Annotated in this window: 16 protein-coding genes; 10 read left to right on the forward strand and 6 right to left on the reverse strand. The window is 70.7% G+C overall.

Annotation, left to right across the window (positions count from 1 at the left end):
* Positions 1-80 precede the first annotated feature (80 nt).
* The gene (locus tag ABEB28_RS27950; RefSeq protein WP_345731210.1) at positions 81-1151 is read right to left on the reverse strand and encodes an NAD(P)H-dependent amine dehydrogenase family protein; all 1071 of its coding nucleotides are present in this window, start codon (positions 1149-1151) and stop codon (positions 81-83) included.
* 16 nt (positions 1152-1167) lie between these two features.
* The gene (locus tag ABEB28_RS27955; protein WP_345731211.1) at positions 1168-1956 is read right to left on the reverse strand and encodes an SDR family oxidoreductase; all 789 of its coding nucleotides are present in this window, start codon (positions 1954-1956) and stop codon (positions 1168-1170) included.
* A gap of 139 nt (positions 1957-2095) precedes the next feature.
* Between ABEB28_RS27955 and ABEB28_RS27960 the strand changes: the two genes are divergently transcribed.
* From ABEB28_RS27960 to ABEB28_RS27985, 6 genes are all read left to right on the forward strand, one after another.
* Positions 2096-2980: an alpha/beta fold hydrolase gene (locus tag ABEB28_RS27960; protein ID WP_345731212.1), complete on the forward strand. Its 885-nt coding sequence runs from the start codon at positions 2096-2098 to the stop codon at positions 2978-2980.
* An 83-nt stretch (positions 2981-3063) separates the two neighbouring features.
* Complete coding sequence (locus tag ABEB28_RS27965) at positions 3064-4545, forward strand: FAD-linked oxidase C-terminal domain-containing protein (protein WP_345731213.1); 1482 nt, start codon at positions 3064-3066, stop codon at positions 4543-4545.
* The gene (locus tag ABEB28_RS27970; RefSeq protein ID WP_345731214.1) at positions 4545-5660 is read left to right on the forward strand and encodes an FAD-binding oxidoreductase; all 1116 of its coding nucleotides are present in this window, start codon (positions 4545-4547) and stop codon (positions 5658-5660) included. Before ABEB28_RS27965 ends, ABEB28_RS27970 begins: the two co-directional genes overlap by 1 nt.
* A 1-nt stretch (position 5661) precedes the next feature.
* Complete coding sequence (locus ABEB28_RS27975; RefSeq protein ID WP_345731215.1) at positions 5662-6993, forward strand: (Fe-S)-binding protein; 1332 nt, start codon at positions 5662-5664, stop codon at positions 6991-6993.
* Between the two features lie 86 nt (positions 6994-7079).
* Positions 7080-9296, forward strand: coding sequence for an Hsp70 family protein (locus tag ABEB28_RS27980; protein WP_345731216.1), 2217 nt, complete (start codon positions 7080-7082; stop codon positions 9294-9296).
* 199 nt (positions 9297-9495) lie between these two features.
* Positions 9496-10722 carry a lipase family protein gene (locus ABEB28_RS27985; protein ID WP_345731217.1) on the forward strand — a complete coding sequence of 409 codons (1227 nt, stop codon included), beginning with the start codon at positions 9496-9498 and terminating at the stop codon, positions 10720-10722.
* 36 nt (positions 10723-10758) lie between these two features.
* Here ABEB28_RS27985 and ABEB28_RS27990 read toward each other — a convergent pair whose 3' ends face one another.
* Positions 10759-11847, reverse strand: coding sequence for a hypothetical protein (locus ABEB28_RS27990; RefSeq protein ID WP_345731218.1), 1089 nt, complete (start codon positions 11845-11847; stop codon positions 10759-10761).
* A gap of 43 nt (positions 11848-11890) precedes the next feature.
* Positions 11891-12079 (reverse strand): hypothetical protein, encoded by a 189-nt coding sequence (locus ABEB28_RS27995; protein ID WP_345731219.1) that lies wholly within the window; start codon positions 12077-12079, stop codon positions 11891-11893.
* 67 nt (positions 12080-12146) lie between these two features.
* Between ABEB28_RS27995 and ABEB28_RS28000 the strand changes: the two genes are divergently transcribed.
* The 3 genes from ABEB28_RS28000 (at position 12147) to ABEB28_RS28010 (ending at position 13698) form a co-directional block, all read left to right on the forward strand.
* A complete protein-coding gene (locus ABEB28_RS28000; protein WP_345731220.1) occupies positions 12147-12458 on the forward strand; it encodes an NIPSNAP family protein in 312 nt (103 codons plus the stop codon).
* Positions 12459-12538: 80 nt separating this feature from the next.
* Complete coding sequence (locus ABEB28_RS28005) at positions 12539-13072, forward strand: DUF4240 domain-containing protein (protein WP_345731221.1); 534 nt, start codon at positions 12539-12541, stop codon at positions 13070-13072.
* A gap of 77 nt (positions 13073-13149) precedes the next feature.
* Entirely contained in the window at positions 13150-13698 is a 549-nt protein-coding gene (locus tag ABEB28_RS28010) for a hypothetical protein (protein WP_345731222.1), read from the forward strand.
* Between the two features lie 67 nt (positions 13699-13765).
* Here the strand turns inward: ABEB28_RS28010 and ABEB28_RS28015 are convergent, their stop codons facing one another.
* Both ABEB28_RS28015 and ABEB28_RS28020 read right to left on the reverse strand, forming a co-directional pair.
* Positions 13766-14209 (reverse strand): hypothetical protein, encoded by a 444-nt coding sequence (locus ABEB28_RS28015; protein WP_345731223.1) that lies wholly within the window; start codon positions 14207-14209, stop codon positions 13766-13768.
* 217 nt (positions 14210-14426) lie between these two features.
* Positions 14427-14783, reverse strand: a complete 357-nt coding sequence (locus ABEB28_RS28020) for a hypothetical protein (RefSeq protein WP_345731224.1) — start codon at positions 14781-14783, stop codon at positions 14427-14429.
* 399 nt (positions 14784-15182) lie between these two features.
* Between ABEB28_RS28020 and ABEB28_RS28025 the strand changes: the two genes are divergently transcribed.
* On the forward strand, positions 15183-15533 hold the full coding sequence (locus tag ABEB28_RS28025) for a DUF6869 domain-containing protein (protein ID WP_345731225.1): 351 nt from the start codon (positions 15183-15185) through the stop codon (positions 15531-15533).
* The last annotated feature ends 254 nt before the right edge of the window (positions 15534-15787 follow it).

Genomic DNA, 15787 nt, shown 5'->3' on the forward strand with positions numbered 1-15787 from the left:
CGCAAGGCATCCGGTCCCTGTGGCGCTCGTCAGCTACCTCGACGTTCAACGAGACGCGGCGGATCCCAACAGTCGGCGGGTCAGGGGCGGACCAGGCCGCGGCCGGTCACCAGCGGGAGATCGAGCGCGGTGAGCAGGCCCGGCGGTGCGGCGATCACCGCGGGCACGGCGTTGACCAGCCGCATCGCGGTCGCTTTCAGACCGGCGGTGTTGTGGTCGCCGTCGGTCCCGAGCATCTGCAGGTCGAGCGTGTAGTTGGGCTCGCCGGTGACGACGACCCGGTATCCGCCTTGGCCGGTTGGTTGTGGCCAGTCGGGGCCCAGGTCCGGACGCAGCCGGGTGACGTGTTCGAGGACGCAGACCGGGCGGCCGTTGCGCATGCCGCGCACCTCGAAGCGCAGCGCGGCCGCGGTGCCCTTGCCGATCGGGCCGGACGGGATGTCGAAGTCTTCCGGGGCGGGTAGCCGGGTCCAGCTCTCCTCGACGCCGTCCAGCTCCACCCCGAGCCCCGCCGCCAGCTGCCGGACCACCGAGCCCCAGGCGATGCTCAGCACCCCCGGCTGCAGCAGCATCGGCACGTCGTCCACCGGCTTGCCGAACCCCATGATGTCGAAGAGCACCGTGGGGTTGTCGTACGTGGCGTAGTCGAGGATCTCCAGGCAGCGGACCTCGTCGATGCGCTCGCAGATGCTGGTCAGCGTCAGCGCCATCCAGTCGTTCGCGAAGCCGGGGTCGATGCCGTTGACCCAGAGCGACGCGCCGCCCTCCTCCGCCGCCGCCCGGATCGGCGCGACCATCTCCGCGGGCACCACGCCGTCCGGGAACTGGAGGAACACCGGCCCGGAGGAGACGACGTTGATCCCGGCCCGGAGGAACCGGGTCAGGTCGGCGAGGGCGTCCGGCAGCCGGTCGTCGGCCATCGCGGTGTAGACGATGCAGTCCGGCTCCAGCGCGAGCACGGCATCGGCGTCGCCGTTGGCCGCGACGCCGAGCGAGCGCCCGAGACCGGCCAGCTCACCGGCGTCCCGTCCGACCTTCGCCGGGTTGGACACCCAGACGCCGGCCAGCTCCAGATCGGGCTTGGCGTCGATGCCGGCGATCGTGTGCCGGCCGACGTTCCCGGTGCTCCATTGCACTACCCGGTACGGCATGAGCGTCTCCCGGAACTCAGAGGTCTGGCAGGCCGAGGTCGAGGTTGGGGGCGGGTAGGCCGCCGTCGACCTCCAGTACCGTGCCGGTGACGTAGCTCCCGGCCGGTGAGGCGAGGTAGACGACCGCCGCGGCGATGTCCTCGGGGTCACCGATCCGGCGCAGCGGTGTGTTCTGCTCCATCGTCGTGCGCAGCTCGTCGTTGTCGAGAACGAGTTCTAGCGCCGAGGTGGCGACCGAACCGACCGCGATCGCGTTGACCCGGATCCGCGGCGCCAGGTCGGCGGCGGCCAGCCGGGTGTAGTGCGCGAGCGCCGCCTTGGCGGTGCCGTAGGCGGCGTACCCGCGGGCCGGGAGGCGCCCCATCACCGACGAGATGTTGACGATCGCGCCGCCGCCGTCCTCCAGCAGCGCGGGGACCGCGGCCGTGGTGAGCGCGTGCGCGGTCGAGACGTTGAACCGGAACGCCGATTCCAGGCGCTTGACGCTGGTCTTCATCAACGGCCGCGGCATCTCGCCGCCCACGTTGTTGACGACGAGGTCGAGCCGCCCGAACGCCTCGACCGCCCGCTCGGCCTGCGGCGGCACGGCGTCCAGGTCGCTCAGGTCGGCGACGACCACCTCGGCCTTGCGCCCGGTGGCGGCGATGCGTTCGGCCACCGTTCGCAGGTCGTCCTCGGTGCGGGCGGTGATCAGCACGTCCGCGCCGGCCTCGGCGAGCGCGACCGCCGTCGCCGCGCCGATGCCACGCCCGGCGCCGGTCACCACCGCTACCCGGCCGTCGAGCCGGAACCGGTCCAGAATCATGCGCGGAACTGTAACAGGTTCTAATCAAGGGCGAGCCGTTTCCGCGTGGCGTGGTGTGGCGTACCCGACGTGGGTGGGTACGCCGAGGGGCGGGAGCGAATGGTTGAGTGGGGGAACCCACCGGACCGAGGGAGAAAAGATGAGCGACGACGCTCCGGCCTGGTTCACCGAGGCCCTCGCGGCGACCGCGGAGCTCGGTGTCGTCGACGTCGACGGCGTGCCGATCCACTACCGCGCCTGGGGCAAGCCCGGGGACACCGGCGGGATCGTCCTGGTGCACGGCGGCGCCGCACACAGCCGCTGGTGGGACCACATCGCCCCATTCCTCGCGGCCGACCGCCGCGTCGTCGCGCTCGACCTCTCCGGCCACGGCGACAGCGGTCGCCGGGACGAGTACCGGATGGATTGCTGGGCCGACGAGGTGCTAGCCGCCGCAGCCCACGGTGGCGCCGGCCCGGATCCGCTGGTCATCGGCCACAGCATGGGCGGCATGGTGGCGATCACCGCGGCCCGCCTCCGCGGCGCCGAGATGGCCGGTGCGGTCGCGATCGACACGCCGTTCTGGGAGGACCAGCCCGAGGAGCAGGCGGCCGGTGCCCAGCAGGCGTTCGGGCCGCTGCGGCGGTACCCCACCCGCGAGGACGCGCTCCGCCGGTTCAAGCTCATTCCGGAGCAGGACGGCAACGTCCCGGCCGTCTACGCGCACATCGCCGCGACCTCGCTCAAGGAGCTCGACGGCACCTGGTCCTGGAAGTTCGACCCGAACGTCTTCCGCGGCCGCGCGCGCCCGGTCCCGTTGGAGCTGCCGCAGTGCCGGGTGGCGGTGTTCCGCGCCGAGTACGGCCTGGTGCCGCCGGACATGGGGGAGCGGATCGCCGAGCGTCTCGGCCGGGTGGTGCCGGTGATCGAGATCCCGATCGCCGCCCACCACGTGATGATCGACCAGCCGCTCTCGCTGGTCACCGGCTTGCGGACGCTGCTCGAGGACTGGACCCACTCCGAGCCTCACAAACCCCGTGCGTGAGCAGTACTTCTGGGGGAGCGTGCACCGGTGAGTTGAGTTCCGGGAAACCCACCCAGCCCTCTGCGGGAGAGTTACGGTCGGGTATGGGCAGGGACGGCGACAGCGTTGTCAGCGCGGCCCGCAGGGACCTGGTCGAGGCCCTGCGTCGGATCGTCGGTGCCGAGTGGACCTACACCGACCCGCACGAGCTCCGGACCTACGAGTCGGACGGTCTGCTGCAGTACCGGGCGCTGCCCCGGGTGGCGGTGCTGCCGGGCAGCGCCGAGCAGGTCCGCGACGTGGTGCGGCGGTGCGCCGAGGCGGAGGTGCCCTGGGTGGCTCGCGGCGCGGGCTCCGGCCTCTCCGGCGGCGCACTTCCGGTCGCTGACGGCGTCCTCATCGTCTTGACCAGGCTCAACCGCATCCTGGAAGTCGACCTCGACAACGCACGGGTGTGCGTGGAGCCCGGCGTGACCAACGCCGCGGTCTCCGCGGCGGTCGGGCCGGCGTTCTTCTACCCGCCCGACCCGTCGAGCCAGGTGGTCTGCTCGATCGGCGGCAACGTCGCCGAGAACTCCGGTGGCGCCCACTGCTTCAAGTACGGCTTCACCACGAACTACGTCACCGGGTGCGAGGTCGTGCTCACCGATGGCGAGGTCGTGCGCCTCGGTGGCGTCGAGCTGGACGCCCCCGGTTACGACCTGCTCGGCGCGTTCGTCGGCTCGGAAGGGACGCTCGGCGTCGCGACGAAGATCTGGCTGCGCGTGGTTCCGTCGCCGGAGGCGGTCCGGACGCTGGTCGCCTTCTTCGACACGACCCGGGCCGCCGGCGAGGCGGTGTCGGAGATCGTCCGCGCCGGGGTGGTGCCGGGTGCGATCGAGATGATGGACGCGGTGACGATCGGCGCCGCCGAGCAGATGGCGCACGCCGGCTACCCGGTCGGGCGCGGCGCGGCGCTGCTGGTCGAGCTGGACGGTGCCGAGTCGGAGTGCGACTCGCTCTTCGCGGATGTGGTGGCGGTGTGCGAGCGGTGCGGCTCGGACGACGTCCGGGTCAGCCGGGACGAGGCCGAGCGCGCGCTGTTCTGGAAGACGCGGAAGGCCGCGTTCCCGGCGATGGGCCGCGTCTCACCGAATTACTTCGTGCAGGACGGCGTCATTCCGCGTACCAAGCTGCCCGAGGTGCTGGCCCGGATCGACGAGCTGGCGGCTTCCTACGAACTCACGGTGGCGAACGTCTTCCACGCCGGCGACGGCAACCTGCACCCGCTGGTCTGTTACGACGGCCGGGTTGCCGGCGAGGCCGAGCGGGCGGAGGAGCTGGCCGGGGCGATCCTGGACGTCTGCCTGGACGCCGGCGGCTCGATCACCGGCGAGCACGGCGTCGGCGTCGACAAGCGCAAGCACATGTCGAAGATGTTCGCCGACGCGGACCTGGACGCGTTCCAGCGGCTGCGCTGCGCATTCGACCCGGCCGGTCTGGCGAACCCGGGCAAGGTGATGCCGACGCCACGGCTCTGCGGCGAGGTGCCCGGACCGTACCGGCAGCATCCCCTGGAGGCCGCCGGGCTCGCGGAGCGGTTCTGATGACGCCGTCGTCGGTCACCGAGGCCGCCGAGCTGCTGCGAGAACTGGGCGCGGCCGGTACCGCGGTGCGTCCAGTGGGCAGCGGTAGCCGGGCCGGGTGGGGTGGGGGCGACTCCGCCGCCCGTGAGCTGAACACCGCAGGGCTGAACCGGGTGCTGGAACACAACCCCGGCGACTTCACCGCGGTTCTGGAGTGCGGTGTCCCGCTGGCGGACGCGCAGGACGTGTTCGCGTCGGCCGGGCAGTGGCTGGCGATCGATCCGTCGCCCGGTGGAACGATCGGCGGGCTGGTCGCGACCGCGGACTCCGGCCCGGCGCGCCACCGCTACGGCGGCGTCCGCGACCTGGTGATCGGCGTGACGCTGGTGCTCTCCGACGGCACCGTCGCCCGCTCCGGCGGGCGCGTGATCAAGAACGTCGCCGGTTACGACCTCGGCAAGCTGTTCACCGGTTCGTTCGGCACGCTGGGGCTGGTCGCCGAGGTCGCGGTCCGCCTGCACCCGCTGCCGTCCGGTACCGCTACGGCCGTTGCCCGGTTCGTCGACCCGTCCGCCTTGGCCGGGGCCGCGGCCGAGCTGTCCCGCCATCCACTCGAGGCACTCTGTCTGGACGCCGAGTGGCGCTCCGGCGCCGGCCGGCTGCTCGCGCGGTTCGGCGGCGTGACGGCCTCGGACCAGGCGAGGTCGGTCGCCACGCTGCTGGCCGGGCTGCCCGGCGCGCGCGATGCGGCGGTGGCCGAGGACGACGAGGCGCTCTGGGACGCCCAGCGGGCCGGACAGCGGTCGGCGGACGGCGTCGTCCTCAAGGTCTCGGCGCGCCCGGCCGACCTCGCGCAGGTCGTCCGGGTGGCCGACCAGGTCGGAGCGTCGGTGGTGGCTCGGGCGGCGCTCGGCCCGGCCTGGCTCGCGCTGTCGCCCGGCGGCGGTGCGGACGCCGTCGACGCCGTGCGACGTGCGCTTGCGCCGCGGGCGGTCGTCGTACTCGACGGCGGCGATCGCGTGCCGTCTCCCTGGCCGGACGTCGACGGGGGCGCGGAGGCCGTGATGCGGCGGGTGAAAGCACGGTTCGACCCGGCGCGGATCTTCCGCCCCGGCGCGTACGTCGGAGGGCTGTGAGATGACGGCGGATCTGTCCGACACGACGCCCTCCGGCGGTGACCAGCCGGGCCTCGGTGGTACCCCCGGCGGCTGGGACTCGCAGCGCCCGCCCGACCCCGACCTGATCCGGGACTGCGTCCACTGCGGGTTCTGCCTGCCCACCTGCCCCAGCTACACGGTGTTCGACAACGAGGCCGACTCGCCGCGCGGCCGGATCGTGCTGATGCGGATCGGGCACGAGGACTCCGAGACGCTCAGCCCGACCATGCAGACCCACTTCGACCGGTGCCTGGGGTGCATGGCCTGCGTGACCGCCTGCCCGTCTGGCGTCCAGTACGACCGGTTGATCGAGCAGGTCCGGCCGCAGGTGGAGCGGAACGTTCCGCGCTCGCGTCGCGAACGGGCGTACCGGGCGCTGATCTTCGGCCTGTTCACCCACCCCGGCCGGGTGCGGGCCCTGGTGCCGCTGCTGGCCGCCTCCCGCGGAGTGGGTGCCCGTGTGGGGCGTCGCTTCCCCGGCACGCGAGTGGGCGCGCTGCTGTCGCTGGCCCCGCGGGTGTCACCGGCGGCGGCCCTCCGGCAGCTGCCCAGGGCGACGCCGGCCGCCCCCGACGTCGCGTTCCGGGGCCGGGTGGCGTTCCTCCAGGGCTGCATCCAGCGGGCGCTGTTCGGAGACGTCAACGCCGCGACGGTCCGGGTGCTCGCCGCGGAGGGGTTCGAGGTGCACGCCCCGCGTACTCCGCGCTGCTGCGGTGCGCTGCAACTGCACAGCGGCGTCGAGGACGAGGCGCTGGCGCACGCCCGCCGAGTGATCACCGCCTACGCCGGGTTCGACACGATCGTGGTCAACGTCGCCGGCTGCGGCTCGGCGATGAAGGACTACGGCCACCTGCTCGCCGACGATCCGGCCTGGGCGTCCCGGGCCGCTGAGTTCTCGGCGAAGGTGCGGGACGTCCACGAGGTGCTCGGGCAGCTCGAACCCCGGGCACCCCGCCATCCGCTGCCGCTCCGCGTCGCCTACCACGACGCCTGCCACCTCGCGCACGCCCAGGGCGTCCGCCAGCCGCCGCGCGACCTGCTGCGCGGGATCCCGGACCTGGAGCTGGTCGAACCGGCCGAGTGGGAGCTGTGCTGCGGGTCGGCGGGGATCTACAACCTGACCCAGCCCGCCGCGGCGGCGGAATTGGGGCAGCGCAAGGCGGCGAACCTCGCCGCCACCGGCGCGGACGCGATCGCGGCCGCCAACCCGGGCTGTGCATTGCAGATCACCGCGCACCTTCCCGAGCCCGTGCCGGTGTACCACCCGATGACGTTGCTCGACGCGTCGATCCGAGGCGAATCTCTCCGGTAGCACCGCCGTCTACCCGGGTCCACAGTGACAGGGCGACAGCCACGGCCCGTCCGCGGTCGGCCGGGGCCGCTCACTAGTCTGTTGGCGTGGCAGCGGGTTACCGGCTGGGCGTGGACTTCGGAACCTCGAACACAGTGGCGGTGCTCGCCGGACCGGACGGCCGACTCCGGCCGTTGCTCTTCGACGGCCAGCAGCAGCTGCCGTCCGCCGTGTGCGCGGTCGACGGTGTCCTGCTGGTCGGTAGGACGGCCCAGCACACTGCCCAGCGCGACCCGGCGGCGTTCGAGCCGCATCCCAAGCGGCATCTGATCGACGGCAGTGTGCTGCTCGGCGAACGGGGATGGCTGCTGGTCGACGTGGTCACGTCCGTGTTCCGACGTATTGCGGACGAGGCGGCCCGGGTCACCGGTGTCCCGGCCGCGGCGGGCGTCACGTACACCGCGCTCGACGAGGTCGTGCTCACCCATCCCGCGGTATGGGGCGGGTCTCGCAGGCAGGTGCTGCTGGATGCCGCCGCTCGGGTCGGATGGCACGACGTCCGCCTGGTCGCCGAGCCGTTGGCCGCGGCCGCCGCATTCGTCCACGACCACCCGGACCGTTTACCGCCGGGCGCAACCGCGTTGGTGTACGACCTGGGCGCCGGTACGTTCGACGCCACGGTGGTGCGAGCCGAACGCGATCGTGCGTACACGGTGCTGGGAACCGACGGCATTCCGGACGCGGGTGGCGCGGACATCGATCACGCGATCGTGGCCTCGTTCGCGGCAACGTTTCCGCAGCACGAAACGACGTGGGCCCGCCTGCTCTCGCCCGTGACGGTCAGCGACCGGAGGGCCCGGTGGACCTTCCTCGACCAGGTTCGAACCGCCAAGGAGATCCTGGCGACCACCGCCAGCACGTTCGTCCACGTGCCGCTTCTCGACGACGAGACAGTGCTGGGGCGCGAGCAGCTCGACCAACTGACCCAGCCGTTGATCCAGCGGACAATCTCGACCTGTCACGCCGTCCTCCGGCAGGCCGGCCTGGAACCGGCGGACCTGCACGCCGTGTTTCTGGTCGGTGGCTCGACTCGCCTGCCGGGCCTGACCCGAGCCCTTCATCGCGCGCTGGGGCACCCGCCCACGGTGGTGGATCAGCCGGAGCTGGTCGTGGCTATCGGCAGCCTCCACACCCACCGGCCGGACACCTCGAGCGCGGCACCGCATCCGCTGGCACCACCTCCGCCGGCACCGCACCCGCCGGCACCATCTCCGCCGCCGGCTCCGGCCCCGAATCCGAGACGCCGACCCGTACGCGGTAAGTGGGTGGTCATCGCAGCGATCGCTACCGTCGTCGCCCTCGCCGGCAGCTTCGGCCTGCATCGCGTCCTGAGCGAAGCGGGTTCGCCCTCCCTGCTGCGCACTCTTGTCGGCTCCGAAGGCGCGGGCCCTCGAATGTACGACTCGGTCGTGTTCAGCCCGGACGGGGAGCAGGTCATTACTGCTGGCTATCAGCAGATCTGGGTCTGGGAGACCTCCACCGGGAAGCTACTCAACCAACTGACCACCCAGAACGAGAGTGGCCAGGTCGGCCTATCCGGTGCAGTGATCAGTCCGGACGGCAAGTGGGTCGCCGCCGGCGATAGCGATAGCAACGTCTGGCTGTGGGATCTGACCGCACCGAACAGGGCTTACGTCATGCCGAGGCTCCACGCGGATTACGTCACCGAGCTGGCGTTCAGCCCCGACTCCCGGACGTTCGTGTCGGGCGGCGGTGGAGGGACGATCCACGTCTGGGACGTTGCGAGAAAAACTGGGGACGCCGCCGGTCCGATCGACACCAAGGTCGAGAGTGTCCATGGCCTCGCCTTCAGCCGGGACGGCAAGACGATTGCGGCGGTCGGCCCGGATGACAAGGTGCGGCTCTACGACGCCGAAAGCCGCACGATCCTCGGCGACGAGATCCGGGGCACGTGCGTCACGTTCAGCCCGACAGACGACGAACAACTGCTGACCGGCGGTACCGGCCAAGACATGCTCCTGTGGAATTCAGGGGCCGAAGAACAAATCGGAAACCCTTTCACCGGTAACGACGACGAGGTCGTCGCGGTTGCGTTCAGCCAGGACGGTGACCGGGCGGCATCGGCAGAGAGCGTCGGCACGGTCCGGCTGTGGGACACCGCCACCAGGAAGCAGATCGACGATCCCTTGGAATCCAACACGAACGACGGCGAAGCGACGCCGGCCGTCGCGTTCAGCCCGGACGGCACACTTCTGGCGTCAACCAGCGGGCGCGGAGTCAACATCTGGTCGATCCCCGACTGAATCGCGGCGGTGTGGCCTGGAGTCAACTCCTGACGTCCACGGGAAGGAATTACCGGACGATTAAGTATTGCTCTGGAGTTGCTGTTGAGAACCGTCTCTCAAATTTACGCACCTTTCTCGATTCCGACTCGTTGAACATTGTTGCGAATCGGATCACTCTCTACCCACCGAATTCGCGAGGCCTTGGTGGGTGGGATGAATGCGCCCTGCGCCGGTTACCGTTCCGCTTCTTTTCGCGCTGATCGTCGTGCTCGTCCTCGGTGTTACGCCCTCGATCGGGGCCGCCGAGGGCGTCGGGAAACCCCCCGTTCCGGTGCTCGGTCCGGAGGGTGACGCGTTCTACACCCCGCCCTCGCCGCTCCCGGCCGGACGTCCGGGTGACGTCATCCGGTTCCGGCCCATCGCCGTCCCGCCGCAGCTCGGGGCGAGTAGGCCGGCCGCCCGGGGCTACCTCGTCATGTATCTGTCGCGCACCGCCACCGGCGCGCCGAACGCCGTCACCGGCACGATCTTCGTGCCGCTCGGGCGCCACCCGGCCACGGTGCCGATCCTCGGTGTGGCTCCGGGGACGCTCGGCATCGGCGACCAGTGCGCGGCCTCGAAGTCGCTGGCCAAGGGCCTGTTGTTCACCGACTTCTACCTCGACGACGTGCTCCGCCGGGGATGGGCGGCGGCGGTCACCGACTACGAGGGTCTCGGGACGCCCGGCGATCACACCTACGTGGTCGGCCGGTCGGCGGGACGCGCCCTGATAGACGTCGTCCGGGCCGCGCAGCGCCTCCCGGTCGCCGGTCTCCGGTCGTCCGCCCCAGTGGGCTTCTACGGATACTCGGAGGGCGGGGGAGCCTCGGCGTGGGCGGCCCAGCTGCAGCCGGCCTATGCGCCCGAGTTGGACGTCGTCGGCGTCGCTGCTGGGGGAGTACCGGCGGACATGTACACGGTCGCGCGTTTCCTGGACGGCTCGCTGGCGGCAGCTTTACTCGGCTATGCCGCTATCGGACTCAACGCCGCCTATCCGGACTTGAGACTCGACTCGTACCTGAGTCCCTACGGGAAGACGGTGATCGCTGCGCTCCGGACGAGCTGCACGGCCGACGGCTTGGCGCCGTATGTGTTCACCCGGATCAGCCGGCTGACGACGACCGATCCCTTGGCCACGGCCGCCTGGCAGCGGCGGCTGTCGCAGAACTCGCTGGGCCGGCGGGCGCCCGGTGCGCCGGTGTTCCTCTGGCACGGGGTGTTCGACGAGGTATTGCCGTTCAGTCAGGCCGATGCGCTGCGCCGGTCCTGGTGCAAGCTCGGGGCTCAGGTCACCTGGCGGCCCTTCGTCGCCGAGCACGTGACCGGGGCGATCGGCTCGGCCGACGCGCTGGCCTTCCTCGCCGACCGTTTCGCCGGACGCGCCCTACCCGCTCCGAACTGCTGATCGGTGACGACGCTGTTCGCGGTCGTGGTGGCCGCGTCAGGAAGCGGTGACGCGGTAGAGGCGCCTACCCGCCTGCACGAGCAGCTCGTCGTCGGCGGCGCCGGCCAGTAGCACGTACTCAGGCACGATCGGATGCGGTAGGCCCTCGAGGACGAAGGGCGTGCGGGTGCCGTCCCGGTTGATGCGCAGGCCCCGCCCGGTGTCGCCGGCGACGATCCAGACCGTGCCGGCCGAGTCGGTCACGAGCGAGGCACCGTCTGCGAAGACGGTCTCGCAGGCCAGCGGCTGCAGGCTGTCCGCCGTCGCGCGCACCGGCCAGAGCACCCAGCGGGCGTTCCGGTCATACCGCACGGTCGCGACGATGGGCCCGCCGGCCGCGGGTGTCACGCCGTAGGCCGAGTACCCGCCGGGGCTGCGTCGTCCCACCTTCGTCCAGGCGCCGGAGGCGTCCGCCTGCCACACCGTCTCGAAAGCGGCCGACGGCTCGAAGTGCTCCGAGAGCACGGTGGCGGCGAATCCGTGGTCTCTGCCGCCCAGAGCCCGGAGGATCCCGTCGCTGGTCGGGCCCTGGATCGTCTGCCACCCGCCGCCCTCGCGTAGCCACCAGCGCCGGTCGTCGCCGTCTTCGACGAGCAACATGACGCGGTCGCCGGAGACCGCGGCGAGGGTGCGGTCACCGGTCGCGGAGGGCACCTCCCACGACGTCCACGTCGCGCCGTCGCGCGTCGACCGGCCGACGACCCGGCCGCCCCGCTCGATGGCGAGCAGAACGACGGTCCCATCGGACAGGGAGAACACCGAGACGTGCCCATACCGGCCGGTGGAGGTCACGGACACCTCCTGGCCGGTGCCGGTCAGCAGGTGCGCGGCGCCGCCGAAGCCCGGGTTCGCGGCGACCAGCCACCGAGCGGGCCCCGGCGGACCCGCAGTGACGCGGACTGCCGAGTCCGCCGTCCACTCACCGATGGACCCCGTGTCCACGGCGAGCAGCCGCTGGACGGGGGAGCAGCCGGCAACGGAGATCGTCGTCGGAGCGGCGGCTGGCTCCCCCGACGTGCAGCTGGCCAGCGTGAGGGCGCCGAGCACGACAGCTAGCCGGAAGCTGCGGAGGCCCGCTCGGCTCACACCGACCCCCGCCCGCGCCTCTCCGCCCACAGGTTCATCCTGCTCACGGAATCACGCGTAGCGCTGTCAGGTCCTCGGAGTGTCGGCCGCCGCCGTTGCACAGCGCGGGATGCGAATGCGACATGGTCACCGCATGAGGGCCGTCGACGACCTCACCTTCGGGATCCACCGAGGCGAGCAGCCGCCACGAGGCGATCAACGATTTCTCGTACAGACTCAGATCGTCGAGCACGGCCGGGACCGTAACAGCCGCCCCACCGGCGTGCCGCGAAGGCCGGCCCTGTTGCCATGCTGGTGCCGTGATCACCTGCGTCGTGCACTACACCATCGATCCCGCTCAGATCGAAGCGTTCGAACGCTTCGCCCGCGAATGGATGCGGCTGGTCGCCAAGCATGGCGGTGTCCATCACGGCTACTTCCTGCCGGCGGAGGGTGCCAGCGACCGGGCCGAGGCGCTGTTCAGCTTCGAGAGCCTGGCTGCGTACGAGCGCTACCGGACCCTGTTCGGTCAGGACCCGGAGTTCATTGCGGCGGACGACATCCGGAACGAGTCCGGCTGTGTCCTGCGGTACGAACGAACCTTCATGCGTCCGCTTCTGCCCAACGGCTGACCAGGCTCACCGCTTGCTCTCGACCGAGCAGCGTGACGCCGCGCGGAGGCGTTGTCGGTGGGTCTCACTACGCTTCTCGCGTGACGATCGATACTGCGCGGCGGCTGCCGACCGAAGCCGAGGAAGCCCGCTTCTGGGAGTTGATCGAGTCGGCGTGGGCGGCGTGTGGACCCGATGTAGCTCCCCTCCGCGAGGCCCTTGTCGCACGTGATCCGGCGTTGGACGGCGACGCCGACGGCCTCTACGCCTTGGACGCGTGGCTCGACCACTTCCTGGCGAATCTGCGCCGGTTGTCCGCGGGGTTATCGAGTGCCGAATTAACGGACTTGGACCGGGTGGCCGAACGCAAGCTGCACGACCTGGATCGGGACGAGATCCACGAGCACACCGACGGTTCGGACGACGGCTTCCTGTACTGCCGCGGTTTCATCGTTGCGGTAGGCCGGGAGTTCTACCTCGCGGTCAACACCGATCCGTCGCTGGCGGTACTGGACGCGGACTGCGAGCAGATGTGCTATTTCTTCGCGCGTCTGCATGCCGAGCGGTTCGGTAACTACCCCGACACCGGCTCGGGCATCTCCAGGGAATCGGGAACCAACCCCAACGGCTGGTGACGGGCCTGGGCCGTGCGAGGCCCGCGGCGGCCGCCGCGCGGGTGTGAGGGTGGGGCAGCGGTGGTAGAGCCGTCGGTATGGCGGACGAGATCCGGGGACGTCGGCCGCTGCGGCGGTGGGAGTTATGGCTGTACGTCGTCGTCGTGACGGCGTCGGTGGCCGGGGCGGTGGTCGGGCGAGAGTGGTACCGGCTGTTCGTCGCGGTCGTCTGGGCGGTCGGGGTGCCCCTCGCGTGGGAGTGGCGCGACGCCCGGGTGAGCCCGGACGGAATCTCGCTGTCCTGGCCGGAACGGCTGTGGCGGCGGCTTCCTGAGCCACTGATTCCGTGGGAGCGGGTCGAGGGAGTAGAACGACCGGACCATTCCTCTGCGCACGTCCGGGTCCGTCTGACCAATGGCCGGATCGTGGCACTCGTCGGTATCTACGCTCTCCAGGCGGAGGCGGTGGCGGCGCTCGGCGGGAAAGAGCTACTGGCGCCGCCCCCCCGGGTGTCGGTAACCGGCGACAAGCCACGGACGCAGCGAGATTTCGACCGCGAGCTGCACCAGCGGGAGGCAGCGTTGGCCGCCGAGAGAGCGGAGTTGAACGCCGAGTTGGAACGGATCCGTCGGCGTCGGTCCGGATAGTCCGACGCGGATACGGCTGAATCAGCTTCGGCGAGCCGGACCTGCCGAGGCTCGTTCGGCGCGTCACCTACATCCTGGCGGCAGCCTGGGCGCCGGGCACCGTCGCAAGGGCGGCCAGCAGGTCGATGAACACACACGACACCACGAACGGCCTCAGCCACGGCTGCGCGTCGAACAGATAGGGCTGGTTAGCGACCCAACCGGCGAACACCGCGATCCCGAAGGCGGTGGCGACCACCAACACCAGCACCGACCTCGGCGTGCGGGTCCAGAAAAACCCGACGAGCACGACAAATAAGATCGGCACGGTCAGTAGTAGGAACGGTAGGTAGACGGCGAATCCCAGGGCGAATCTCCCGCCCCCTTCGAGGTCGGCCCAGACCTGCCGATCGGACGGCGAGAGGTACAGGCCGAAACCGAGCGCCGCCCAGGCACCGGCCAGGAGGGTCGCCGACGCGACGGTCCAGCCGCGCCCACTGGCTACGCGCTCCGCGGTCTGCATGCCGGACACACAACCATGTTCCAGGACTGTTCCGCGCCGGGTTCGATCCATCCTGAAGTTGCGCACGTGGGTGAAGCGCACGGAGATCGAAGCCAGGGATCGGCCCGGAACGACGTCCGAGGACGCCGGACGGGTCGCCGATCCGAAGCATGGGTCCGTGAGCTGCGGGGCGAACGCGATCCTGAGGTCACGGATCGCTGGACTCCGGCGTCACGAACCGGGGCGCCTACTGGCCGAACGTGAAGCGTAGGTCAGCGTTGATCAGTCGGTTCATGCGCTTCCGTAGATGCCCGACGAACGCCTCGTCCGACAGCGGCTCGGGAGCGAGCAGCGTCCATCGCAGGTTGGTCTCCAATCCGTGAGCGGACAGGTCGAACCTGATTCGCGCGTCGGGCAGCTTCCGCCAGATGGACGACCAGACCACGAGAGCCGGCTCCTCGGCCTCGAGGATGCGCGGCGGCACCTCGTCGTCGCGCAGCTGCAGCCACGGGCGAGCAGGATCGCGATCCGGGTTGGTCAAGGCTTCGAACACCACGCGGGGTGGCGGCGGCTGCCTGCGGACCCGAGACCCTACTTCGATCACGCCCCGAGACTACGATCCGTCGGCGACGTCGGATGCGCACTCCCGTCGCGGTCGGCGAGCTTCGATCACGCCCCGAGATTACGATCCGTCGGCGTCGTCGGATGCGCACTCCCGTCGCGGTCGGCGAGCTTCGATCACGCCCCGAGATTACGATCCGTCGGCGTCGTCGGATGCGCACTCCCGTCGCGGTCGGCGAGCTTCGATCACGCCCCGAGATTACGACCCCTCGGCGACGTCGGATGCGCACTCCCGTCTCTGTCGGCGAGTGGTCGAGCGCGGGTCGGTCGACCTTCCTACGATGCCTGGGTGACTGAGTCCGTAGCTCGCATCGGAGCCGACGGTGCCTGTGAGTACCGGCCGTTCGACGAGCCATGGGTGACGTGGAAGAGCCCGGCCGCTGTGGCGGAGGCCTGGGTGAGCGAAAGGCGCGCGAACGAGCTCGGACCGGTGTGGTGGTTCCTATCGGCGGTGTGCGCTGAACCGCAGCCAGGCGTGGTGGACCTCGTGATCGCGCTCGCCCATGCGGCCGAGGGAGATGCGGACCTGGTCGCTGCCGTCGGCGCCGGCCCGCTCGAAAATCTCGTCCATCAGGCCGGTGGAGACGCCGAACTCATGAACGAGATCGAACGGGCCGCTCGGCAAGAACCAGCCTTCCGAGCCGCGCTGAGCTGTGTCTGGATGGGGTCGGACGTTCCGACGGCGGTCAAGCAACGCCTCGTGCGGTTCGGAGCGATCAACATCAGTGAGTAAGGGGTGCGGTCGAGCGCCTGCGGGACGGCTGTCGGGCGCATCACCGCACCGACGGAGCCCTCACCCAGCCCACCCCACAACTGCCGCCGGCCGGCCGGTGGGTGTACCGGTCGGCTGCGAGGCGGCGGGTCTAGCCGGGTGGTGGGTCGAGGGTGGTGCCGTCAGGCCGTTGGATGGTGACGGTTCGTCCGTCGAAGGCGAGTGTCCAGCCGTGGTCGTGGATGCGGTNGCGGTGGGCGGGTGCAGTAGTGGAA

It is taken from the genome of Cryptosporangium minutisporangium (genome assembly GCF_039536245.1).
GTDB classification, from domain to species: domain Bacteria; phylum Actinomycetota; class Actinomycetes; order Mycobacteriales; family Cryptosporangiaceae; genus Cryptosporangium; species Cryptosporangium minutisporangium.